The 23617-nt window shown below is 34.0% G+C and carries 19 protein-coding genes; 4 read left to right on the forward strand and 15 right to left on the reverse strand.

The annotated features are described in order from the left end of the window. Positions 1 to 159 precede the first annotated feature (159 nt). The 3 genes from R6X41_RS14205 to uvrC form a co-directional block, all read right to left on the reverse strand. On the reverse strand, positions 160 to 1314 hold the full coding sequence (locus R6X41_RS14205) for a homogentisate 1,2-dioxygenase (RefSeq protein WP_318501008.1): 1155 nt from the start codon (positions 1312 to 1314) through the stop codon (positions 160 to 162). A 166-nt stretch (positions 1315 to 1480) separates the two neighbouring features. Next, on the reverse strand, positions 1481 to 3712 hold the full coding sequence (locus R6X41_RS14210; RefSeq protein ID WP_318501009.1) for a patatin-like phospholipase family protein: 2232 nt from the start codon (positions 3710 to 3712) through the stop codon (positions 1481 to 1483). A gap of 4 nt (positions 3713 to 3716) precedes the next feature. Further along, on the reverse strand, positions 3717 to 5510 hold the full coding sequence (gene uvrC / locus R6X41_RS14215) for an excinuclease ABC subunit UvrC (RefSeq protein WP_318501010.1): 1794 nt from the start codon (positions 5508 to 5510) through the stop codon (positions 3717 to 3719). Positions 5511 to 5621: 111 nt separating this feature from the next. Between uvrC and R6X41_RS14220 the strand changes: the two genes are divergently transcribed. Genes R6X41_RS14220 through R6X41_RS14235 form a run of 4 tightly spaced genes read left to right on the forward strand, consistent with a single transcriptional unit; the run spans position 5622 to position 8464 of the window. After that, a complete protein-coding gene (locus R6X41_RS14220; protein ID WP_318501011.1) occupies positions 5622 to 6044 on the forward strand; it encodes an ATP-dependent zinc protease family protein in 423 nt (140 codons plus the stop codon). Next, entirely contained in the window at positions 6044 to 6922 is an 879-nt protein-coding gene (gene rimK, locus R6X41_RS14225) for a 30S ribosomal protein S6--L-glutamate ligase (protein WP_318501012.1), read from the forward strand. The genes R6X41_RS14220 and rimK overlap by 1 nt, the downstream gene beginning before the upstream one ends. After that, the gene (locus R6X41_RS14230; RefSeq protein ID WP_318501013.1) at positions 6923 to 7897 is read left to right on the forward strand and encodes a succinylglutamate desuccinylase/aspartoacylase family protein; all 975 of its coding nucleotides are present in this window, start codon (positions 6923 to 6925) and stop codon (positions 7895 to 7897) included. A 3-nt stretch (positions 7898 to 7900) separates the two neighbouring features. Then, positions 7901 to 8464, forward strand: coding sequence for a 5-formyltetrahydrofolate cyclo-ligase (locus R6X41_RS14235; RefSeq protein WP_318501014.1), 564 nt, complete (start codon positions 7901 to 7903; stop codon positions 8462 to 8464). Positions 8465 to 8531: 67 nt separating this feature from the next. Here R6X41_RS14235 and dcp read toward each other — a convergent pair whose 3' ends face one another. From dcp to panC, 12 genes are all read right to left on the reverse strand, one after another. After that, on the reverse strand, positions 8532 to 10655 hold the full coding sequence (dcp, locus tag R6X41_RS14240) for a peptidyl-dipeptidase Dcp (RefSeq protein WP_318501015.1): 2124 nt from the start codon (positions 10653 to 10655) through the stop codon (positions 8532 to 8534). Positions 10656 to 10767: 112 nt separating this feature from the next. Continuing rightward, on the reverse strand, positions 10768 to 11388 hold the full coding sequence (locus R6X41_RS14245) for a lipoprotein signal peptidase (protein WP_318501016.1): 621 nt from the start codon (positions 11386 to 11388) through the stop codon (positions 10768 to 10770). Between the two features lie 29 nt (positions 11389 to 11417). Further along, positions 11418 to 12038, reverse strand: a complete 621-nt coding sequence (locus R6X41_RS14250; protein ID WP_318501017.1) for a DUF4097 family beta strand repeat-containing protein — start codon at positions 12036 to 12038, stop codon at positions 11418 to 11420. Positions 12039 to 12105: 67 nt separating this feature from the next. Continuing rightward, the gene (locus R6X41_RS14255; RefSeq protein ID WP_318501018.1) at positions 12106 to 12486 is read right to left on the reverse strand and encodes a TraR/DksA family transcriptional regulator; all 381 of its coding nucleotides are present in this window, start codon (positions 12484 to 12486) and stop codon (positions 12106 to 12108) included. Positions 12487 to 12490: 4 nt separating this feature from the next. Next, positions 12491 to 15895, reverse strand: coding sequence for an isoleucine--tRNA ligase (gene ileS / locus R6X41_RS14260; RefSeq protein ID WP_318501019.1), 3405 nt, complete (start codon positions 15893 to 15895; stop codon positions 12491 to 12493). A gap of 107 nt (positions 15896 to 16002) precedes the next feature. Continuing rightward, the gene (locus tag R6X41_RS14265) at positions 16003 to 16467 is read right to left on the reverse strand and encodes a hypothetical protein (RefSeq protein ID WP_318501020.1); all 465 of its coding nucleotides are present in this window, start codon (positions 16465 to 16467) and stop codon (positions 16003 to 16005) included. 122 nt (positions 16468 to 16589) lie between these two features. Beyond that, positions 16590 to 18692 (reverse strand): M13 family metallopeptidase, encoded by a 2103-nt coding sequence (locus R6X41_RS14270; RefSeq protein ID WP_318501021.1) that lies wholly within the window; start codon positions 18690 to 18692, stop codon positions 16590 to 16592. 111 nt (positions 18693 to 18803) lie between these two features. Beyond that, complete coding sequence (radA, locus tag R6X41_RS14275; RefSeq protein ID WP_318501022.1) at positions 18804 to 20165, reverse strand: DNA repair protein RadA; 1362 nt, start codon at positions 20163 to 20165, stop codon at positions 18804 to 18806. Then, positions 20165 to 21313, reverse strand: coding sequence for an alpha/beta hydrolase (locus tag R6X41_RS14280; RefSeq protein ID WP_318501023.1), 1149 nt, complete (start codon positions 21311 to 21313; stop codon positions 20165 to 20167). The genes radA and R6X41_RS14280 overlap by 1 nt, the downstream gene beginning before the upstream one ends. Before the next feature lie 81 nt (positions 21314 to 21394). Continuing rightward, complete coding sequence (locus R6X41_RS14285) at positions 21395 to 22306, reverse strand: lysylphosphatidylglycerol synthase transmembrane domain-containing protein (RefSeq protein ID WP_412176270.1); 912 nt, start codon at positions 22304 to 22306, stop codon at positions 21395 to 21397. Between the two features lie 63 nt (positions 22307 to 22369). Beyond that, entirely contained in the window at positions 22370 to 22720 is a 351-nt protein-coding gene (gene panD, locus R6X41_RS14290) for an aspartate 1-decarboxylase (protein ID WP_318501025.1), read from the reverse strand. A gap of 13 nt (positions 22721 to 22733) precedes the next feature. Further along, the gene (panC, locus tag R6X41_RS14295; RefSeq protein WP_318501026.1) at positions 22734 to 23582 is read right to left on the reverse strand and encodes a pantoate--beta-alanine ligase; all 849 of its coding nucleotides are present in this window, start codon (positions 23580 to 23582) and stop codon (positions 22734 to 22736) included. Between the last annotated feature and the right edge of the window lie 35 nt (positions 23583 to 23617).

The following is a 23617-nucleotide window of genomic DNA, read 5'->3' on the forward strand; positions in this document are numbered from 1 at the left end:
TCTCTTCTATTGGAAACTCAGATGTAACAATGTAAACATCATCCACAATCTCTATACCTAATTTCCAAATCTTAAGATTCTTATAATTATGTCGTTTTCTGGATTCCATTTTATTTTTCTTTTCTCTTGTTTCTCTATTCTTTTTTCAATTTGGCCTTTTTACAACCACGACTTAAAATACGTCTCATCTGCAATTTTCATAGCTTCTTCTGTTAGCTGTAACGGCTTAAAGGTATCGACCATAACGGCCAATTCATCTGTTTTTGTTTTACCAATACTACGCTCAACCGCACCAGGATGAGGACCGTGAGGAATACCTGCAGGATGTAAAGATATATGTCCAGCTTCAATATCGTTTCGGCTCATAAAATCGCCATCGACATAATATAGCACCTCATCACTATCTATATTACTATGATTGTAAGGTGCTGGTATACTTTGCGGATGATAATCGTATAAACGCGGCACAAAACTACACACAACAAACGCATCTGTTTCGAATGTTTGATGTACTGGTGGCGGTTGATGAATACGTCCTGTTATGGGTTCGAAATCGTGAATGGAAAATGCATACGGAAAATTATACCCGTCGTAACCCACTACATCAAACGGATGGGATGCATAAACCATATCGAAAATATCGCCTTGCTTTTTTACCTTAATTAAAAACTCGCCGGTTTCATTATGGGTTTCTAATTCTTCTGGTCTACGAATATCACGTTCGCAATATGGCGCATGCTCTAATAATTGACCAAACCAATTCCGATAGCGTTTTGGGGTATAAATAGGACGATGAGATTCGACTATAAACAATCTATTATCTTCGGTATCGAAATCAATCTTATAGATAATTCCGCGAGGAATTAATAAATAATCGCCGTATTTAAAATCGAGATTCCCGAGATGTGTTCTTAATTTCCCTGTACCACGATGAATAAAAATCAATTCGTCTGAATCTGTATTTTTATAAAAATAACCAGAAGTAGATTGTTTTGGAGCTGCAAGAATTATATGACAATCACTATTAGTTAATACAATTTTCCGACTATCTAAATAGTCCTGTTCTGGCTGTACCTGAAATCCTTTTAACCTATACGATTGTATATTATTAGCTTTCGCAATTTTAGGAGCAACACTGTATTGTTTCTTTATTTCCTTGACTTGCGTTGGACGTTGTTCGTGATAAGAATTTGTTGACATCCCATCGAAACCAATGGTTCCGAATAACTGTTCGGAATATAGACTTCCATCTGGTTTTCTAAATTGTGTATGACGCTTTGGAGGGATTTTACCCAGTTTATGATAGAAAGGCATAATAATTAATTTAGTAATTAAACAATATCTTTTAAAGGATCAATTACTACAAATTATTCTGGTTTTCTTTTAATACATTTACCCAAAATAAAGTCATAATATTACAAATATCGTAATATTAACCATGATTTATAAATTATCTGCGTTATAAAATCCATAAATATTATTAAAACCAAAATCCGATATTTAAATACCAAATACTTTTCTTTGTTTCTGGAGAATAGGAATACGTTGCTTCAATAGGACCTAAAAAAGAATCGTATCCATAACTTAAAGCATATCCGGAATAATCGGGTGAAGTAATCCATTCGCCCGAGTCAAAAACATTATTTTCAATATTTGCGAAATTTGCAATAGCACTAAGATGATTTTTTTTCGCAAACTCATAATCTATTTTCATAGTTAATTTCACAAAACTATCCCCTGAAATGGATAGCCAGTCGTAGCCATAAAACGATTTAATATTGTTTATTAAATTTCTTCCATAACCACCAAATGCAAAATTTAAAAACGGACTATCATTTTCACCAATTCTAAAACCACCTTCATTGGTTACAACCGCCGAAAATCTATTACTCAACTTAAACGCATACCCTAATGTTGCTTTTGCTATAGAAAACTGAGTAAATTCTCTATCGTTTGACATCGCATAGAAGTACAAATGAAAATCGGCATTAAAATAAACCCCTTCCTTTGGAAAATACTTATTATCATAAGAATCGTAATTTAATTTCGCGAAAGTACTAAAGTAATTAGTGTCTTCGAAAATCTTATCAGAAGCTTCTGGTGTTTCGCTTATGGTTTCGGATGAAATTTTTAAGAATTTCTGTTCTGCACCAAATGTTAATACCATATCACTTAAAAACTGCGTTTGAATATAAAACTGATTGGTAAAATCTTTTAATTCCGCATCAATTTTATTAACTCCAACATAGTCATCTCCAAGAAGTAAAGATGCAGCCACATTTCTATTAAATTGATTAAATCGCGAACGCACACCTATGCTCCAATAAAACCCTTTATCTATATAATATTCAAAATTGTAACGTACATTATCACCTAAAATAAGGTCGAAAGAAGCAACATCATTATTCGTTAAAAGCCGTTTACTTGTTACATTAATTAGTGCTGCACTTTTATACAATCCGTCGTAATGCAATGCGAATTTAAGCTCAGTTTTTTTAGGACTTTCCTTAACATCTGTTATTAAATCGTAACCTGGCTTAGTTTTAGATGGTAACAAATCGTAGGTAAAACTTTGAAAATTGTTTGTTGCAATAAGGTTATTTACACCACTAGAAAAATCGCCATAACTAACTCGGGTATCGCTTTTTAGTTTTAATTTCCCTAAGATATAGGCTCGAGAATACTTATCGTTTCCATGAATCTGAATGCCATTTATTGAAATGGAATCCATATGCTTAATTGGATTTACGACTTTACGTTTAATATGCTGTTTACTTACAACATCTTCTAATTGTTCTATATTTCTATTCGCTGCTAAAACACCATTTTTAATTATTTGTTCACCTTCATCGAAAGAAATAACATTGAAATCCTCAATATTAGGTGCGATATAAATATCGCTTTCTTTAATTTTTTCAGCCATGTCGCTGAGTGTTTTATAATTCTGAATTTGATATAGAATCTCTGTAGCCGATTTTAAATCTTTCCTTTTAGACAATGCATCTTGCACATCGACACCAATAATTATATCGATACCTTTGGCTTTCATTTCTGCTGAAGGATAATTATTAACCACACCACCATCTATATACACATCGTCGCCAATATAAACAGGCTGAAACAATGTTGGCAAAGCACCACTTGCCATAACCGCCTGGGCTAAATTTCCGTTTTCTAACTGAACAGCTTCACCTGTTTCAATATTTGTCGCCATACAGAAAAAGGGAATAGGCAACTTACTAAAATCTGTAATACCATTAACATGCAAGGTCAGTTCAGACAACAAATTAAACGTATTCTGACCTCTGGAAAAGGCTGTAGGCAAACGCATTTTAAAATTATCAAAAGGCAATATTAACGCATAACGCTCGGAATTTTCACGTTCGTAAAACGTCTTTGCTTCACGCGGAAGATTATCTGTAATAATACTATCGAAATTGATGGTTTTAAAAATAGAATCTATTTCTACTCCTGTATATCCAGAGGCATAAAGCGCCCCAACAATAGCACCCATGCTTGTTCCTGCAACATAATCTATTCGAACACCTAAACTATCTATAACTTTAAGCACACCAATATGCGCCAAACCTTTAGCTCCACCTCCACTTAAAACCAATCCAACTTTTAAGTCTTTAGTATCGCTAATTTTTTGTTCTTGAGCATGCGCAAAAACTCCAATAAAAAAAGCAAAAAAAAGTAAAATTACGCGCATGTATTTAGTTTTTATTATAATGATTAAAAATTTTATTTGCTCTCGAAACCCCTACTACAGTCTCTAAATCTTTTAAAGCTGCATTAGAAATTCGTTTTACAGATTTAAAGTGACTTAATAGTTCTACAATTGTTTTTTCTCCAATTCCAGGAATGGTTTCTAACTCTGTATTTAAAGCACTTTTACTACGCCTGTTTCTATGGTGCTCTATACCAAATCTATGTGCCTCGTTACGTAACTGCTGAATAATTTTCAGCGTCTCACTCTTCTTATCTAAATACAACGGAATTGGGTCGTCTGGATAAAATAATTCTTCCAAACGTTTCGCTATTCCTATAATTGCTATTTTTCCGCGTAAGCCTAAATCGTCTAAAGCTTTTAATGCTGAAGATAATTGTCCTTTACCTCCATCAATAATTATAAGTTGTGGCAATGGCTCATGTTCTTCGACTAAACGTTTGTAACGCCTAAAAACCACTTCTTCCATAGACGCAAAATCGTCTGGACCTTCAACCGTTTTTATATTAAAATGCCTATAATCTTTTTTACTTGGCTTCCCGTCTTTAAAAACCACACATGCCGCTACCGGATGTGTTCCTTGAATATTCGAGTTATCGAAACATTCTATTTGCCGTGGCTCTTCATGTAAACGCAAATCGGTTTTCATTTGCGCCATTATACGATTTACATGCCTATCGGGATCGGTAATTTTAATTTGTTTAAAACGCTCCATACGGTAATATTTAGCATTCCTTAAAGACAAATCTAAAATGCGTTTTTTATCTCCCAACTGCGGTATTGTAACACGTATATCTTCACCCAAACTTACTTTAAAAGGTACATATATTTCTTTTGAATTAGAATGAAAACGCTGACGAATTTCAGTTATTGCTAATTCCAATAATTGTTTGTCGGTTTCGTCAAGTTTTTTCTTAATTTCTAAGGTATGCGACCGAATTATTGAACCATACGATAGTTGAAGGAAATTTACATACCCAAAACTCTCGTCGCTCATAATAGAAAACACGTCTACATTGCTTATTTTAGGATTAACAATCGTAGATTTTGCTTGATAATTTTCTAAAACTTGAATTTTTTCTTTTACTTTTTGTGCTTCTTCAAAATTTAAATCTGCTGCTAATTGCTTCATCTGATTTTTAAACTGAGATAAGGAATCTTTAAAATTTCCTTTTAAAATCTCTCGAATTGCAATTATGTTTTTATCGTATTCTTCTATCGTTTCATAATCTTCACAAGGGCCTTTACAATTCCCTAAATGAAATTCTAAACAGACTTTATATTTTCCAGATTGTATTTTAGATTCAGACAAATCGTAATTACAAGTTCTTAAAGAATACACGCCTTTTATTAAATCTAAAAGGGTATGAATGGTTTTAAAATTTGTATACGGTCCAAAATATTCCGAACCGTCTTTTATCACTCTCCGGGTAGAGAACACGCGGGGAAATCGTTCTTTTTTAATACAAATCCACGGGTATGTTTTATCGTCTTTCAACAATACATTGTAACGTGGCTGATGTTTTTTTATTAAATTATTTTCTAATAATAAGGCATCGGTTTCTGTTTCGACTACAATATGTTTTATATCGACAATCTTTTTTACAAGGACTCTAGTTTTTCCATTATCGTGAGTTTTTGTAAAATAAGACGTCACACGTTTCTTTAAATTCTTAGCTTTTCCAACATAGATTATAGTGCCGTTTACATCATAATACTGATACACACCAGGTGAAGAAGGCAAGGTTTTTAACTGAAGTTGTAACGCGGTTTCGTCCATAGAACAAAGATACTACAACAATATTAAAACCAATTTCATTGTATAAAATTTAGTAAATTATATTGTACTTTTAATTCTACTTTAAATATCTTTCGCCTTTTTAACACCAACATGGATAAACGTACAATAGGTCGAGTAGATAAATTTGATTTCCCGAAATTAGATTTGTTTAATATAGACGTGAAAATAGATACAGGAGCATATACTTCTGCAATTCATTGTTCCGAAATCAAAGAAGAAAACAACATCTTACGTTGCACCTTTTACAGTAAAGGTCACCCTAATTTTAGCAGTAAAGAAGTCATTTTTACAGAATACACTTTTACTAACGTAAAAAGTAGCAACGGAATAAAAGAAAATAGATATAAAATAAAATCCGAAGTGATAATTTTTGGTAAAACGTACAAGATCAACTTAACTTTAAGCACGCGAGACGATATGCGATTTCCTGTGCTAATTGGAAGACAATTTTTAAAACGAAAATTTTTAGTTGATGTCGATCTACAAAACCTATCTCTTAATTTAAAAGGCTAATGAATATTGTAATTTTATCAAGAAACGCAGAACTTTACTCCACAGAACGCTTAATTGTTGAAGGCGAAAAACGAGGTCACAAAGTGGAAGTTGTCGATCCGCTAAAATGCGACATTATTATTGAAAAGGAGAAACCAAGCATTTACTATAAAAATCGTTATTTAGATTATGTTGATGCCATAATTCCTAGAATTGGAGCTTCTGTTACTTTTTATGGTTGCGCAGTGGTTCGTCAGTTTGAAATGATGAATGTGTTTACCATCGTTACTTCTGATGCGATACAGCGTTCTAGAGACAAATTAAGATCTTTACAACACTTAAGCAAAGCAGGAATTGGAATGCCTAAAACCGTTTTTACTAACTATTCTAGAGATGTTGAAGAGGTTATCGCTCACGTTGGCGGAACTCCAGTAATCATAAAGTTATTAGAAGGAACACAAGGATTAGGTGTCGTTTTAGCAGAAACTAAAAATGCTGCAGAATCTGTGCTTGAAGCTTTTAATGGTTTACAAGCAAGAGTTATAGTTCAGGAATTTATTAAGGAAGCCAATGGTGCCGATTTAAGAGCCTTAATTGTAGACGGACAAGTGGTTGGAGCTATGAAACGTCAAGGAAAAGAAGGTGAATTCCGATCTAACTTACACCGTGGAGGATCTGCAAATATTATAAAATTAGATGCAGCCGAATTAAAATTAGCGATTAACGCTGCTGCTGCTTTAAAACTTCCAGTTTGTGGTGTAGACATGTTGCAATCTGCTCGTGGCCCATTACTTTTAGAAGTAAATTCGACGCCAGGATTAGAAGGTATTGAAGGGGCTACAGGTAAAAATATTGCAAAAAATATTATTACATTTATTGAACGAAACTCAAAACGATAAATGATATTTAACAAGGATGTTTTACACGTTTTAGGACAAAAAATTCTTCCAGGAGAAAGTGCGGAAATTAGCTTCGACGTGGCTAATTTGCACACATCTTCCAGTGTCGATGTCCCTATTTTCATTGAACGTTCAAGACGTCCTGGCCCTACCGTTTTATTTACTGCGGGAATCCATGGGGACGAAGTAAATGGTGTAGAAATAGTGCGACAACTTATAGCCAAAGGCATAAACAAGCCTAAACGCGGTAGCATTATTTGTATACCTGTAATTAACATTTTTGGGTTTATAAACTTAAAACGAGAATTTCCAGATGGTCGCGATTTAAACCGTGTATTCCCTGGAAATGAAAATGGTTCGCTTGCTAGTCAAGTGGCTTATAAATTAATTCACGAGGTTATTCCTTCAGTAGACTATGTAGTCGATTTTCATACGGGTGGTGCAGGCCGTTTTAATGCCCCACAAATCCGAATTATGAAGGACGATGTAGAATTGGACGAATTAGCAAAAGCATTTGGAGCGCCTTTCGTGATGTACGCAAAAAACCTTAATAAATCCTTTCGTTATACGTGCTCTAAACTAGGGATTCCCATGTTACTTTTTGAAGGCGGAAAATCTATTCATCTAGACCTAAACGTTACTAACACTGGTGTAAACGGTGCCAAACGCGTATTAGCTCATTTAGACATGCTTAATGCTAAATTTAAAGCAACTCCTCCTAAAAAACCATGTGTTTTTATTTTAGAAAGCAGATGGCAACGTGCTAACTATTCCGGAATGTTTAGACCCGCTTTAGACCTAATGTCAACCAAAGTAGTAAGAGGTGATATTATAGGAAATATAACCGATCCGTATGGAAAATTCAACGATTATGTAAAGGCAGAAACTAGCGGTTATATTATCAATGTAAACGAATCTCCTATTGTGTATCAAGGTGATGCTTTATTTCATATTACTAGAAAACTGAAACGTTAATTCATGACTAAATCTGAATTACGAAAAGCATATAAAACAAAACGAAAAGCTTTATCTCTAGAAACTTGCGACGATTTAAGTATCGCTATTTCAAATCAGCTTTTAAACCTTCCTATTTGGGACAAATCGTTCTACCATATTTTTTTAACTATCGAAGAACAAAAAGAAGTAAACACTGAATTTATTCTGAATATTCTCTCTGGTAAAGATAAAAATATAGTGATTTCTAAAAGTGATTTCAAGACAGGATTAATGCACCATGTTTTACTTACAGATGCCACAACTATAAAGAAAAACACTCACAATATTCCGGAACCAATAGATGGTATTCCGATACCAAATTCAAGTATTGAGGTTGTATTTATTCCGCTTTTAGCATTCGATAAAACAGGAAATAGAATTGGCTATGGCAAAGGGTTTTACGATCGATTTTTAAACGCTTGCAATCCTAATACAATAAAAATTGGAGTCTCTTTTTTTGAAGCTGAAGATGAAATTTCTGATGTTTACGACAGTGATATTCCTTTAGATTATTGCGTTACTCCAAACCGAATCTATACCTTTTAAAACACTAAAGCTCACAACTTAAATATTGCAAGCTTTTCTAATTATTTCAAAATTAAAAAACATCTTATTAAATTAATCCTCTATTTTCTAATAAGGGTTTAATACTTGGCTCCTGACCTCTAAAATCACGATACAATTTCCCAAATTCTTCTGTATTACCTCTAGATAATATCATATCTCGGAAACGCTGACCATTTTCGAGTGTTAAACCACCGGTATTTTCAAACCAAGCATAGGCATCATTATCTAACATTTCTGTCCATAAATAGGCATAATACCCTGCAGCATAACCATTACTCCAAATGTGCAAGAAATAACTTGAACGGTAACGCGGAGGTACTTCACTTAAATCTAAATGGGTCCGTTTTAGCGCTTCTTTTTCAAATGTATTCGCATCTTCAATTGAATCATCTTTAGTAATTGTATGCCATTGCATATCTAAACTAGCAGCCGATAACACTTCAGTTAAGGCATAACCTTGATTAAAAGTTGATGCCTTTTTAATTTTATCGATTAAAGTTTGAGGCATTGGCTCTCCTGTTTTATAATGCTTTGCATAGTTATTTAACACAGTAGGATATAAAGCCCAATGTTCGTTAAACTGAGATGGAAATTCAACAAAGTCTCTAGGAGTATTTGTTCCTGATAGACTTAAATATTGTTGATCTCCGAAGAAGCCATGTAAGGCATGCCCAAATTCATGAAACAGTGTAATAACGTCATCAAAACTAATTAAAGCAGGTTGTCCAGCAGCGGGTTTTGTATAGTTACACACATTATAAATAACGGGTTGTGTACCTAAAAGTTTAGATTGTCCAACAATATTACTCATCCAAGCGCCTCCAGACTTATTATCGCGTTTAAAAAAATCACCATAAAATAATCCTATCTGACTTCCGTCCTTGTCTATTACATCGTAAACACACACATCCTCTTGATACACTGGTAAATCTTTACGCTCCTTAAACGTTAAACCATATAATTGATTGGCAGTAAAAAATACACCATTTTCTAATACATTATATAATTCGAAATACGGCTTTATCTGACTATCGTCTAAATCGTAACGTACTTTTCTAACTTGTTCCGCATACATATTCCAATCCCAAGCTTCTAATTCGAATTCGCCTTTTTGACTATCGATTAACGACTGAATATCTGCAGCTTCAACTTTAGCCTTAGCAATTGCTGCAGGAACTAATTGGTCTAGAAACTCTTGCACAGCCTCAGGAGTTTTAGCCATTTGGTCTTGAAGCTTCCACTCTGCATAATTTTTAAACCCTAAAATAGAGGCTTGTTCTGCACGAATTATTGCAATACGTTCTATTGTTTTACGCGTATCGTTATCGTCACCCTTTTCGTTACGTAACCATGAGTTATTAAATAATTTTTCACGCGTTTCACGATTCGTCAAGCTTTGTAAATCTGGTTGCTGCGTTGTATTTTGTAACGGAATTGTCCATTCGGTATTCGCTTCATTTGCAGCAGCATCAATTTCAGTTTCAGACAAACCATCTAAAACATTTTTCTCTGCGACAACCAAAGCTCCTGCTTTTGCTGCAGCCAATAATTGATTCGTAAACTTGGCGCTTAAAGAAGCGACTTCACCATTTAATGCTTTTAGTTTAGATTTATCTACATCATCTAAATTCGCTCCTGCCAACACAAATTGCTGATAATAATATTCTACCAAATGATTAGATTCTGAATCTAAATCCAGAGACTCTCTTGTATTATAAAGTGTTTCTACTCGTTTAAATAATTCTGAATTTAAATAAATAGCATCATTATGTGCTGCATATTTCGGAGCTAACTCTTCTTGAATAGCTTGCAATTCCGGATTGGTATTAGCTCCTGATAATAATTCGAAAACACCATCGACACGTTTTAATAATTGTCCGCTTTTTTCTAAAGGCACGAACGTATTATCGAAAGTTGGAGTATCAGAAGTTGTAACTATGACTTCAATCTCTTCTAATTGTTGTTTCATTCCGGCTTTAATAGCGGGCTGAAAATCGGAGTTCTTAATAGCATCGAAATTGGGGGCCTGAAAAGGCAAATCACTAGCTTTAGAAAATGGATTTGTTGCAGGTAACTCGTCGTCTACCTCTACAGCTTTCTTACCTTTATTTTGGCAAGAAGTCGTTAAAATAACACCGGCGAATAAAGCAAACACTGATAATTGTTTCATAGCTTTCAAACTTTATTTATAAACTTAAACAAAAAATCTTCAGTTGTTTAAAATGAAAATTTAATTATTTAGCTGAGAAAAAATGTTGAGCGAACTTATTATAATTTTGGAGTTAATCTTTCGGAAATGCTTTTTTATTGAATAAAAGTAGCATGACGAATCCTGTGCTTATAGCGACATCGGCAACATTAAAAACAGGCTCAAAAAAAGTAAAATATTTACCACCCCAAAGCGGTAACCATTCTGGTAAATATCCTTTCCAAATCGGGAAGTATAACATATCTACCACTTTTCCATGAAGCAAAGTATCGTAACCTCCATTTACAGGTAAGAACGAAGCTATTTGTCCGTGACTATCGTTAAAAATAACACCGTAAAAAACAGAATCTACGATATTCCCTAAAGCACCTGCAAAAATTAAAGCAATCGCCAAAGTAAGTAAATAATGGCCTTTTGTTTTCACAGTTGAATACAACCAATATCCGATTCCGAAAATAGCAAAAATTCTAAAAACAGTAAGCGATGTTTTTGCGGTTCTGTCTGATATTGAAGACGTAAAATCACTTATTTTAGTTCCCCAAGCCATACCTTCATTTTCAATAAAATAAACTCTAAACCAGTTAAAAACAGTAACATCTTCCCCTAAAACAAAATGTGTTTTAATATAGATTTTACTAATTTGGTCGATGAGTAATATTATGACAATAAGCAGACTTGCTTTTTTTAATGACATGTTTTGGGTTTTCAGCAAAAATAGGAATATTATTCTATTTTAAACACACTTATATCTCCATGAATGGACTTTAAATCCAATTGATTCTCCCCAGAAATTAATCGCTGAATAGTTACAACGCCATGTCTTGAAGATGCTTTTACATTTGCAAAATTGGTTTCGACATAAATAGAGCCTTGAATAGTGTTAATCGTCGCCGAACCTACAAACGATTCTAATCTACAATTTCCTTGATTTAGCTCGATAAAAGCCGTGTTAAAAACACCTTGCGTAACTACGCTTGAAATATCACTTTTAATATTGAGATTAAAGTGTTTCGGAATTTGGATTTCTAACTCGATAGACATAAGTTTATGAGCACTTAATTTATCATTATCGGCTTCAAACAATGGCTGAAATTGGGTAGACACATAGAGTGAATCGTTACTTTTTCTAGTAATTACTATCATCTCTTCGCTATGCTCACCATCAATTCTAGTCTGAATTACTATTTGATTTGTGTGGGTAGAAATCACATGTATTTTAAAGCAATTCTTTCCATTAATTTGAAGAGTAGTAATATCTTGTGCATCAATACTTTTATCAACTCGTTTTTGAGCGCTCAATAACGAACAACATAAACCGATTATAACTAACAATATAGATTTCATAATAAAGCAGAAAACGCCTTTACATAAATATGCAAGGCGTTTAATTTTATAAGTTTAAAAAGTACTTTTATTGCATGTTTTTAGCTTCAATACTAAGTGTAGCATGAGGTACTAATCTTAAACGGTCTTTATTAATTAATTTACCTGTAACACGGCAAACACCGTAGGTTTTATTTTCAATTCTTATAAGTGCATTTTTAAGGTCGCGGATAAACTTTTCTTGACGAATTGCTAATTGCGAATTCGCTTCTTTACTCATCGTTTCACTACCTTCTTCGAATGCTTTAAATGTAGGAGACGTATCGTCTGTTCCATTATTTAAATCATTCATGTAAGCACTTTTAATTAAATCTAAGTCGCGCTTAGCTTTTACAATTTTGTCCTGAATTAATAACTTAAATTCGGCCAAATCCTTATCGGAAAATCTTACGTTTACATCTACGCTCATAATGTTAGTGTTTTTCTATAAACAATTTTGTTTCTATATCATCAAACGCAATATCTATCCCATCGTTTACTTGGTCAATAATTTCTAATTTGGCGGTTAAGGTTTCTGCCTTTATATATTCTAAATTCACATTTACAGCATTTACAATATCTTCATGCTTCTGAAGTTTAACAGTAATACGGTCGGTAACTTCAAAACCTGAATCTTTACGTAAATTTTGTATTCTATTTATTAATTCTCTTGCAATTCCTTCTTTCCTTAACTCTTCAGAAATTGTAATATCAAGAGCAACAGTTAAATTTCCTTCGTTGGCAACTAACCAACCTTCAATATCTTGCGATATAATTTCAACATCTTCGCGACCTAAAGTAATACTTTTTCCATTAACTTCAATATTTAGGCTACCGCTTTGCTCTATTTTTTTAATATCATCTGAACTGAACTTCGCTATTTCACTAGCTATCAACTTCATATCCTTACCAAAACGAGGCCCTAAAACTTTAAAATCTGGCTTTATTTGTTTTACTAATATATCTGAAGCATCTTCTATAAGCTCAATATCTTTTATATTCACTTCATGCTTAATTAAATCGGCAACCGCTAAAATCTCTTCCTTTTGCTCCTTAGTGTCTACAGGAATCATGATTTTTTGTAATGGCTGACGTACTTTAATTTTTTCTTTAGCACGTAAGGATAACACCAATGATGAAATGATTTGTGCGCGTCCCATTTTACGTTCTAGAGACTTGTCTATAAACGCTTCGTCAAATACAGGAAACTCAGCCAAATGTACACTTTCGAATGTTTCCTTTTGAGTCACTTGTGTTAAGTCTCGGTAAAGTTTATCCATGAAAAATGGTGCAATTGGAGCCCCTAATTTTGCAATGGTTAACATACACGTATATAGTGTTTGGTAAGCCGATATCTTATCTTGTTGGTAGTCGCCTTTCCAAAAACGTCTTCTACTTAAACGCACATACCAGTTACTTAAATAATCTTGTGTAAACTCAGAAATCGCACGTGCCGCTTTTGTAGGCTCGTATTCTGCATAATATTCGTCTACACGTTGAATAAGTGAATGTAATTCTGACAAAATCCAACGGTCTAATTCCGGACGTTCGGCTAGAGGAATATCTGCTTCACTATAGCTAAATTTATCTAAATTAGTATATAAGCTGAAGAATGAATATGTATTATAAAGTGTCCCGAAGAATTTACGTTTCACCTCTTCTATACCTTCACTATCGAATTTTAAATTGTCCCACGGATTTGCATTTGCAATCATATACCAACGTGTGGCATCTGGACCGTAAGCTGTAAGTGTTTCAAAGGGATCTACAGCATTTCCTAAACGCTTCGACATTTTTTGTCCGTTTTTATCTAACACTAATCCGTTAGACACTACGTTTTTATAGGCTACAGAATCGAATACCATAGTCGCAATGGCGTGAAGCGTATAAAACCATCCACGAGTTTGGTCTACACCTTCTGCAATAAAATCTGCAGGATAGGATTCGTTTCCATCAATTTTTTCTTTATTTTCAAATGGGTAATGCCATTGTGCATACGGCATGGAACCAGAATCGAACCATACATCGATCAAGTCACTTTCGCGTTTCATAGGTTGCCCCGAAGCAGAAACTAAAGTAATTTGGTCTACAATATTTTTATGTAAATCGATTTGTGCATAGTTTTCTTCAGAGTTATTTCCGACTTCAAAACTTTCGAAAATATCTTTTTCTAAAACGCCCGCTTCAACAGCTTTAGCCATTTCAGCTTTTAATTCGGCAACAGATCCTAAACATATTTCTTCTGTACCATCTTCGGTTCTCCAAATTGGTAACGGAATTCCCCAATAGCGAGAACGTGATAAGTTCCAGTCGTTAGCATTTGCCAACCAATTTCCGAAACGTCCTGTTCCTGTAGATTTTGGTTTCCAGTTTATGGTATCATTTAGCTCAACCATACGTCCTTTAACGTCGGTTACTTTTATGAACCAAGAATCTAATGGGTAATATAAAATAGGTTTGTCTGTTCTCCAACAATTTGGATAACTGTGCTTATATTTTTCAACCTTAAAGGCTTTATTTTCTTCTTTTAAACGAATGGCTATTTCAACATCTACAGAACGTTCTGGAGCTTCACCATCGTTATAATATTCGTTTTTCACATATTTACCAGCATATTCTCCCATTTCTGGTCTGAATTTTCCCTGTAAATTTACTAACGGCACTAAGTTTCCATTTTCGTCTTTTACCAATAGTGGTGGAATTTCTGGTACGGCTTGCTTTGCAACCAAGGCATCGTCTGCCCCAAAAGTAGGCGCTGTATGTACAATACCTGTTCCATCTTCTGTGGTTACAAAATCACCAGCAATAATTCTAAAGGCATTTTCTGGATTATCGTTTGGAAGTGCGTAAGGCATTAATTGCTCGTACGTAATTCCAACTAAATCTTTTCCTTTGAATTCTTTTACAACGTAAAACGGAATTTTCTTATCACCATGCTTATAATCTAATAATGCAGGTTTATTATCTACTTCAAAACATTTACCAGCAAATTGTTTTGCTAATAATGGTTTTGCAAGCACCACATTCATAGGTTCGAATGTGTATTGGTTATAGGTTTCGACTAAAACGTAGTCAATTTTATTCCCAACAGTCAAGGCTGTGTTACTTGGTAATGTCCAAGGCGTTGTTGTCCAAGCTAAGAAAAAGATATCGCCTTCATCTTGTAAAAAGTCCGGTAACGAATCTGCATTTGCTTTAAACTGAGCAACAATCGTTGTATCGGTAACATCTTGATACGTTCCTGGTTGATTTAATTCGTGAGAACTTAAACCCGTTCCAGCTTTTGGAGAATATGGCTGAATAGTGTATCCTTTGTAGATTAACTTTTTGTCGTAAATCTGCTTTAACAACCACCACACACTTTCCATGTATTTTGGTTCGTAAGTAATATACGGATCGTCCATATTTACCCAATATCCCATTTTACGAGTTAGGTCGTTCCAAATTCCTGTGTATCGCATTACGGCAGTACGGCAGGCCGCATTATAATCTTCAACAGAAATAGTTTTACCAATATCTTCTTTGGTAATACCTAATTCCTTTTCTACACCAAGTTCAATTGGTAAACCGTGCGTATCCCAACCAGCTTTACGCTTTACTTGAAACCCTTTCATGGTTTTGTAACGCGGAAAAATATCTTTAATAGAACGTGCTAAAACATGGTGAACACCAGGTAAACCATTTGCAGATGGAGGGCCTTCAAAAAAGACATAAGGTTCCTTCCCTTCTCTAGTTGTGATACTCTTTTCAAATATATTATTAGACTCCCAAAAATCAAGAATTTCTTCTGCGACGTTTGGTAAGTTAAGACCTTTATACTCAGGAAATCTCATGCTCATCCGTTCTATTTTCTTATATGAACGCGAAATTAATGAATTTTAAGAAAACAGCGGTGTTAATACTCAAAAAAACCGATTGAAAATAATCGGCTTTAAAATTTAGTTTTTTACTTGCTTTTATATTCATTTTGAAAGCGTTTGGCTTTTGTTAAAAGCAGGTCTTGTTCTTTAGAATCTATATTTAATGATGAAATAATTTTACCATTATTGAGGTAGATTTTTTTATTCTCAGTCACTGAAGATTTTACAGTAATAGCAACCAGTTTGTTATCTTTAAAATAATAATTTTCTTCTCTTGTATTTCCTGTTTTCTCTATATTTTTAATACGATACAAAGCTTTACTTTCCGTATCTGAATAATCATAATACGTATACGTTCCTATATCTTCTGCACCTTGAATATCTGTTAAAACGCCTTCAACTACAGATTGCTCTAAAGTACTGTTATCATTAACTTTAACTATGTAACTATTTAATGATTCTACTATTTCAGCATCACTTTGATGTGTCCGAGTTCCGCAAGACCAAAGAGTTACACATAATACGACTAATAAAATCCCTTTTGTTTTCATAATGGTTATATATTAAAAATCACATTTTATTCGTTTGCAATTTTAATCTAAAACGAAAGGTAAAAGAAAACCCCCGAACACATTGTCGGGGGTTTATAAATTATTAACTCAAATGAATGAGCTTACCAGATTTTCACTCTGTTTTCTGGTTCGATATACATACTATCTCCTTCTTTAATTGTAAATGCCTTATAAAACGCATCTACATTTAAAAGCGGTTGCACGGCACGATTCATACCAGGAGAATGCGGATCTGTTTTAATCTGATTTTTTAAAGCATCGTCTCTATATAAACTTCTCCAAACCGTTGCCCAAGACATAAAGAAACGCTGATCTGCTGTAAATCCATCTATATCTTCAGGCATTCCATTTTCTATAAAACTTAATTGCAAGGCATCGTAAGCAGCATTTACACCACCCAAATCTCCAATGTTTTCACCTAAAGTAAATTCTCCATTAATAAATGTTTCTGGCAACACTTCTAGGCCACTGTATTGGTCTGCCAATGCTTTTCCTAATTTCGTAAACTCTTCTAAATCTTGATCTGTCCACCAGTTATTTAAGTTTCCATCTTTGTCGTAACGTGCGCCAGAATCGTCGAAACTATGAGAAATCTCGTGACCAATTACAGCTCCAATTCCACCATAATTTACAGCATCGTCTGCTTGATAATTATAAAACGGAGGTTGTAAAATAGCTGCTGGAAACACAATCTCGTTGTAAGACGGATTGAAATAAGCATTCACAACTTGTGGTGCCATATACCATTCGCTCTTATCTACAGGTTTGCCTAATTTATCTATATCTTCTTGAAAATTCCAAGCTCTTGCATTTTGAATGTTTTGAAGATAAGTTCCACCATCGCCAATACTCATAATTTCCAATGCAGAATAATCTTTCCAGGTGTCTGGATATGCAATTTTTATCTGAGTTGCTCTTAGTTTTTCTATCGCTTTTTGGCGCGTATCTTCACTCATCCAAGGTAATACTGCGATTCTGTTTTCAAAAGCAAGAATCACATTTTTAATCATTTCTTCAGCCTTAGCTTTTGCTTCTGGCGGGAATTTTTTGTCTACATATAATTTTCCTAAAGCCTCACCAACAGTCCAATTAATAGTTTGTAAAGCACGTTCATCTCTCGGTCGTTGTTTTATATCTCCACGAAGCGTTTTATTGTAAAACTCCCAGTTTGCATAATCTAATTCATCACTCAACATACCAGCGGCACTGTTAAGTGCAGACCAACGTAAATATGCTTTCCAATCGCTAACATTGTTTTTTACTAAAATAGATTGTAATGCTTTTAAATATTGTGGCTGACTAACAATTATAGTGTCTAAATTTTTAGCTCCAATACCTTGAAAAAATTCATTCCAATCTATAGCCGGAGCCATTTTTTGTAAATCTGAAACCGAAGTAGGATTATACGTTTTTCTATCGTCTCTTAATTCTACTTTATCCATTTTAGGTTCAGCTAAACTCGTTTCAAAAGCTAAAACTTGTTTTGCTTGCGCATTGGCAACTTCTTCTGTATCTCCTAAAAACTGAAGCATTCTAGTAATATGTGCAACATATTCTGCTCTCGTTTCTTTAGAATCTGTATCGTCTTTAACATAGTAATCTCTATCAGGAAGACCTAAACCACCAGTACCTAAATAGGCAACGTTTTTATTACTGTCTTTAGCATCTGCAGTTACTCCAAAGCTAAAAAAACCAGCACCTCCCTTAGGTTCCATTTCTATTAAATAGGCTTCTAAATCATCAATATTATTAATAGCATCAATTTTCGCTAAAGTTGGTTTTAAGGGCTCAATACCAGCTTTATTTCTAGCGACTGTATCCATAATAGTTTCATAAAGAAAAACTGCTTTTTCTTGATCTGAACCTGGAAGCACAACTATTTTTTCTAAATCCTTATCTTCAGACATTGCTGATTTTAGAATCCCTAAAACATCTTCGTCTGTTTTTTGTCTTAATTCGTCAAAACTTCCCCATCTTGATCTATCGTCTGGAATTGTATTGTTTTTCAACCAATTTCCGTTAACGTACTTAAAGAAATCGTCGTTTGGCTTCACCGAATTGTCCATATAATCTAAATTGATTCCAGGCACAACTTCTTCTACAACAACTTCTGCTGTTTCCTTTTTGGCATCGTCTTTACAAGCGGTTAAGCTTCCAAAAGCAATTGCACTAAGTACAGCTGATTTTAAAATGTTTGTTTTCATAAATTTAAGTTTGAATTGAATTTTTGAATTTTGTTCAAAAAAGAGAACATTATAAGGCTTAGTCTATATTTGCCTTAAAATGTTACTCTAAAATTGAAATATCTACTAAAATCACACAATTAAGTCTACTAAATCCTCAATCTTAGAAATTAATTGAATTTTTATAGCTTTTGGTTTTAATGATATTTTATTATACTTAGATACAAATATCGTTGAAAACCCTAACTTTTCTGCTTCTAGAATGCGCTGCTCCACGCGTTGTACCGGACGGATTTCACCAGACAAACCAACTTCGGCAGCGAAACAGTAATCCTTAGCAAGCGCTTGATCTTCATTTGAAGATAAAATGGCAGCCACAACCGCTAAATCTATTGCGGGATCATCGACTGTTATTCCTCCAGTAATATTTAAAAAGACATCTTTTGCTCCTAACCTAAAACCGGCACGTTTTTCTAAAACAGCCAACAACATGTTTAAGCGCTTGGCATTAAATCCTGTTGCCGAACGTTGCGGTGTTCCGTAAACTGCCGTACTTACCAAAGCCTGAACTTCGATCATTAACGGACGCATTCCTTCTAAAGTAGCAGCGACAGCATTACCGCTTAATTCTTCGTCTTTTTTGGAAATTAAAATTTCTGAAGGATTAGAGACTTCTCGCAAACCAGAACCTTGCATTTCGTAAATTCCGAGCTCGTTAGTCGAACCAAATCTATTTTTGTTTGCTCTTAAAATCCGAAACACATGATTACGATCGCCTTCAAACTGAAGTACCGTATCTACCATATGCTCTAATATTTTTGGACCAGCAATATGTCCGTCTTTTGTAATATGACCAATTAAAATAACAGGTGTTGATGTTTCTTTAGCGAATTTTATAAGTTCTGACGTACATTCTTTTACTTGTGAAATACTTCCCGAAGACGATTCGATATAATCGCTATGTAGAGTTTGAATAGAATCTACAATAACAATATCGGGCTGCAAAGCTTCAATTTGTTTGAAGATATTTTGCGTTTTTGTTTCGGTTAAAATGTAGCAATTACTGTTGTTGGGATTGATGCGCTCTGCACGCATTTTTATTTGCTTCTGGCTTTCTTCTCCTGAAACATAAAGTGTTTTATACGGTAATTTTAATGCGATCTGAAGTAATAATGTACTTTTACCAATTCCAGGCTCACCTCCTAAAAGCGTTAACGAACCCGGCACAATTCCGCCACCTAAAACACGATTAAATTCTTGATCGAAGGTGTCTAATCGCGCTTCTTTAGACGCATCAATTTCATTAATTAAAAGCGGTTTCGAGGCTTGTTTTGTAGCATTTGAAGTAGGTGTTTTCCAATCGCTCTTTTCTGGAGTTTGAATCACTTCTTCAACTATAGTATTCCACGCTTTACATGAATTACATTGGCCTTGCCATTTCGCATATTGTGCTCCGCAACTCTGACAGAAAAATGTAGTTTTTACTTTCGCCATTAATATCCGAAATCTGCTTTAAGTTGGTTTGCACGCTCAATCATATTATCTTTTGTTAAACCTGCAATCTCATCAAAGATATAAGATGACTGATACATTTTCATAGCTTTTTTAGGCTGATTTGTTTCTTCGTAATAACGTGCTAAGTAATATTGGCCTAACATAGATTCAGGATATGACTTACGAGCCATTTTACCTAATTCTTCATATTCTTTAAATGCTGATTTTTTTTCTATTGCAGCAGCAATAGCTTTGTAATCGTTTACCAATATGGTTTTTTTCACTCCATACAATTCTTCAATCGATGCATATTTATTTATTAAATAGTCGATTGGAGGCTCGTCAGAAGCCATAATTTCCTTTTCAAATTCTCTAGAAGTAATAGGCTGAAACACATAAAAAATACGCTCCAAAGCTCTAGGAACTGCTTGAGCAACCACAGAATAATGCGTTAAACCTTCGAACATATCAAAATCGTAATGCAAATAATCGTTATCTATAGTATTCAATTTTAAGTCTAACAATTCAGTTCCTGTTTTTACAGATTTAAGGTCGTCTGTACTTGTTGCTAAATAATAGAACGTTTTTGTATCAATTTTACCTAAACGATCTGGAATATATTTTGTCATATTTGGTGCCAAATCTGGACTTATCACCATATATGCCTGAAACAATGGCTTATCTTTTAATAAGTAATAGTTTATAAAGTTTGCTGTTTCTCCATGACCAACAGCCAATTTAAAATCTTCTGTTCTGTATTTTTCCTCAATGAATGGGATCAATTCCATTCCAATAAATTCGAAAAATTTTGCACTAGCATCTATGGGTAAGGAATTCTGTTCTGAAAACATGGTATCGTAGTATCTGTCTCCAATTTCGTTAATACCAACAACAATAACTTCAGGAACATCTTCCCAATACGAATAATAATCTATGTTTCCTGCAACCACTTCAAACAGATAGTCACCGTCTAAAACAATAACTATCGGGTATTTTTTCTCAATATTTTCGCTGTAATTTCTAGGTAATTGGATCTTTAGTTGTCTGGTAGCCTCAAGTTTCTCCGATTTTATAGTTTCGTAAATAGCCTGAGCCGAAGCTATTTGACAAGAGAATATGAATATAAGTAGGTAAAGTATTTTTTTCATTTTTGAACATGGTTAGTCTAATGCAAGGTATGAAAAATACTTTTTTTGTTAAAGGAAATTTATTCGTTAATAAAAGAATTGCTAATTTCCCTTTTTTAGGTTGTTTTTTCTATTAAAAACAGGAAGAAACAAAAGAGAGAGGCCACCACAAAGTATAATTAATAATGTTTGAGACGACCACATTATCCAACCGAAAGCTATACTTGGTCCTTGAGCAATTCCGAATAAAGAAAATGCCGCATAAACAGCAACCGGATAAGAACCAATTCCTCCATTTGTAGCCGCAATACTAAAACTTGCAGAAATAAACCCGATTAGAATAGCGCCCATAGAAATTGGTTGTAAACCTTTTATAGCGAAAGTGGTAACATAAAACATTAAAATGTACATAGCCCAGATAAATAGTGTATGTGCAATAAATTGCCACTTTTTTTTCATTTTAAAAATACTTAAAACGCCTTCTATTAAACCCAAAATAAAGGTTCTAATTTTTATAGCCAGCCCCGAACGGCTTTTTCTTAAATAAAAAATCCCAGCCACACCTAAAACGACCATACCTAACATTGCAAAAACAAGTTTTGATAAGTTGAATTTTAACAAGAAGAAATTAAAAATAAAATCGAATTGAAGGAAAAGTGTCACTAAAATAATACTAAACATGACAATTAAATCGGCAATACGTTCTGCAACAACGGTTCCAAAACCTTTATCGAAAGGCACACCTTCGTAAGTTGTAAGTATTGAAACACGAGCCACCTCGCCAGCTCTTGGAATGGTATAATTTATTAAATATGCAGCAAAAACAGCCATAATACTATTAGATAGTTTTACGTGATATCCCATAGGTTCTAACATAAATAACCAGCGATAAGCTCGAGATAAATGACTTAATAAACCTAAAACGGCTCCAAGCAAAATCCACCAATAATTGGCATTTTTAAAATACACAATAAGCTCGTCTACAGACACTTTAGACAAAGAATATGCTATCAAAAAAACTCCCAATAAAATTGGGAGTGTAATTTTTAATATTTTAGATAATTTTAGATTCAATAATTAAATGAGCTTATTGGTTGCTTCGTCTGGAAAAACTAAAGACGGTTTAAATATTTTCGCTTCCTCCAAATCCATAATACAATAAGTAATTAGGATTAATACATCTCCAGTTGCGACGCGTCTTGCGGCTGCACCATTTAATGTAATTTCCCCACTATTACGCTGTCCAGGAATTGCGTAAGTCTCTAAACGTTCACCATTGTTATTATTTACAATTTGAACTTTTTCACCTTGAATAATGTTTGCTGCATCCATTAAATCTTCATCAATAGTAATACTACCAATGTAATTTAAATCTGCACCTGTACATTTTACTCTGTGAATTTTCGATTTTACTACGTGAATTTGCATGTGGCAAAGATAATTAATTTAGTGCTAAATTGTCTATTAATCTTATATCGTCTGCATATACTGCAATAAAGGCGCGATATAGTGTATTTTCATCTTTATGTTCTAAGGTTTCAAGAGTTTCAACATCTGCAATCACAAAATATTCCAACTCTAATAAGGGGTGATTTTCAAACTGATTCTCAACCCATTTAGTCACCGTATTAGCACATTCTATGCCAAACATAACTTTGGCAGCTTGTAATGTTTTATAAATAAACAGAGCTGCTTCTGCGTACTCTGGCTTCAATCTTACATTCCGAGAACTCATGGCCAATCCATTATCTTCGCGTAATATCTCGCAAGCCACTATGTTAACAGGAACATTGTGCTTCTCTACCATTTTTTTAATGATTGCTAATTGCTGAAAATCTTTTTCTCCAAAATAAGCACTGTTTGGAGTCACGATTTCAAATAAACGCTTTACAATTGTACCAACACCATTAAAATGACCAGGTCTAAATTGACCTTCCATTTTATGTTCCAAGCCCTCAAAATCATATTGCATAGACACTATTTCGTCTCCATAAACGTCGTTTGCAGTAGGTGCATATACCAATATATTATCTGAAACCGTTTGCAATAAAGCAACATCGTTCTCTAATGTTCTTGGGTATTTAACCAAATCGTCTGGGTTGTTAAACTGAGTTGGATTGACGAAAATGCTAACTACAAGAGCATCATTTTCTTTTAAAGCACGTTGCACCAAAGACAAATGTCCCTTGTGTAAAGCACCCATTGTAGGAACAAATCCCAGGGTCTTACCTTGAGATTTTAGCTGTTGTAATTCCTTTTTTAATTCCGATTGTTCTGTTATTACCTTCACTTTTAATAAAAAATTAACGGAGGCAAAGTTATTAT

The organism is Formosa sejongensis, assembly GCF_033447105.1.
Classification (GTDB): Bacteria; Bacteroidota; Bacteroidia; order Flavobacteriales; family Flavobacteriaceae; genus Formosa.

What these genes read in the sequence shown, in the direction of transcription:
- R6X41_RS14205 (WP_318501008.1), bottom strand. Translation starts at nt 1,314, where the DNA reads ATGCCTTTCTATCATAAACTGGGTAAAATCCCTCCAAAGCGTCATACA.
- R6X41_RS14210 (WP_318501009.1), bottom strand. Translation starts at nt 3,712, where the DNA reads ATGCGCGTAATTTTACTTTTTTTTGCTTTTTTTATTGGAGTTTTTGCG.
- uvrC (WP_318501010.1), bottom strand. Translation starts at nt 5,510, where the DNA reads ATGGACGAAACCGCGTTACAACTTCAGTTAAAAACCTTGCCTTCTTCA.
- R6X41_RS14220 (WP_318501011.1), top strand. Translation starts at nt 5,622, where the DNA reads ATGGATAAACGTACAATAGGTCGAGTAGATAAATTTGATTTCCCGAAA.
- rimK (WP_318501012.1), top strand. Translation starts at nt 6,044, where the DNA reads ATGAATATTGTAATTTTATCAAGAAACGCAGAACTTTACTCCACAGAA.
- R6X41_RS14230 (WP_318501013.1), top strand. Translation starts at nt 6,923, where the DNA reads ATGATATTTAACAAGGATGTTTTACACGTTTTAGGACAAAAAATTCTT.
- R6X41_RS14235 (WP_318501014.1), top strand. Translation starts at nt 7,901, where the DNA reads ATGACTAAATCTGAATTACGAAAAGCATATAAAACAAAACGAAAAGCT.
- dcp (WP_318501015.1), bottom strand. Translation starts at nt 10,655, where the DNA reads ATGAAACAATTATCAGTGTTTGCTTTATTCGCCGGTGTTATTTTAACG.
- R6X41_RS14245 (WP_318501016.1), bottom strand. Translation starts at nt 11,388, where the DNA reads ATGTCATTAAAAAAAGCAAGTCTGCTTATTGTCATAATATTACTCATC.
- R6X41_RS14250 (WP_318501017.1), bottom strand. Translation starts at nt 12,038, where the DNA reads ATGAAATCTATATTGTTAGTTATAATCGGTTTATGTTGTTCGTTATTG.
- R6X41_RS14255 (WP_318501018.1), bottom strand. Translation starts at nt 12,486, where the DNA reads ATGAGCGTAGATGTAAACGTAAGATTTTCCGATAAGGATTTGGCCGAA.
- ileS (WP_318501019.1), bottom strand. Translation starts at nt 15,895, where the DNA reads ATGAGCATGAGATTTCCTGAGTATAAAGGTCTTAACTTACCAAACGTC.
- R6X41_RS14265 (WP_318501020.1), bottom strand. Translation starts at nt 16,467, where the DNA reads ATGAAAACAAAAGGGATTTTATTAGTCGTATTATGTGTAACTCTTTGG.
- R6X41_RS14270 (WP_318501021.1), bottom strand. Translation starts at nt 18,692, where the DNA reads ATGAAAACAAACATTTTAAAATCAGCTGTACTTAGTGCAATTGCTTTT.
- radA (WP_318501022.1), bottom strand. Translation starts at nt 20,165, where the DNA reads ATGGCGAAAGTAAAAACTACATTTTTCTGTCAGAGTTGCGGAGCACAA.
- R6X41_RS14280 (WP_318501023.1), bottom strand. Translation starts at nt 21,313, where the DNA reads ATGAAAAAAATACTTTACCTACTTATATTCATATTCTCTTGTCAAATA.
- panD (WP_318501025.1), bottom strand. Translation starts at nt 22,720, where the DNA reads ATGCAAATTCACGTAGTAAAATCGAAAATTCACAGAGTAAAATGTACA.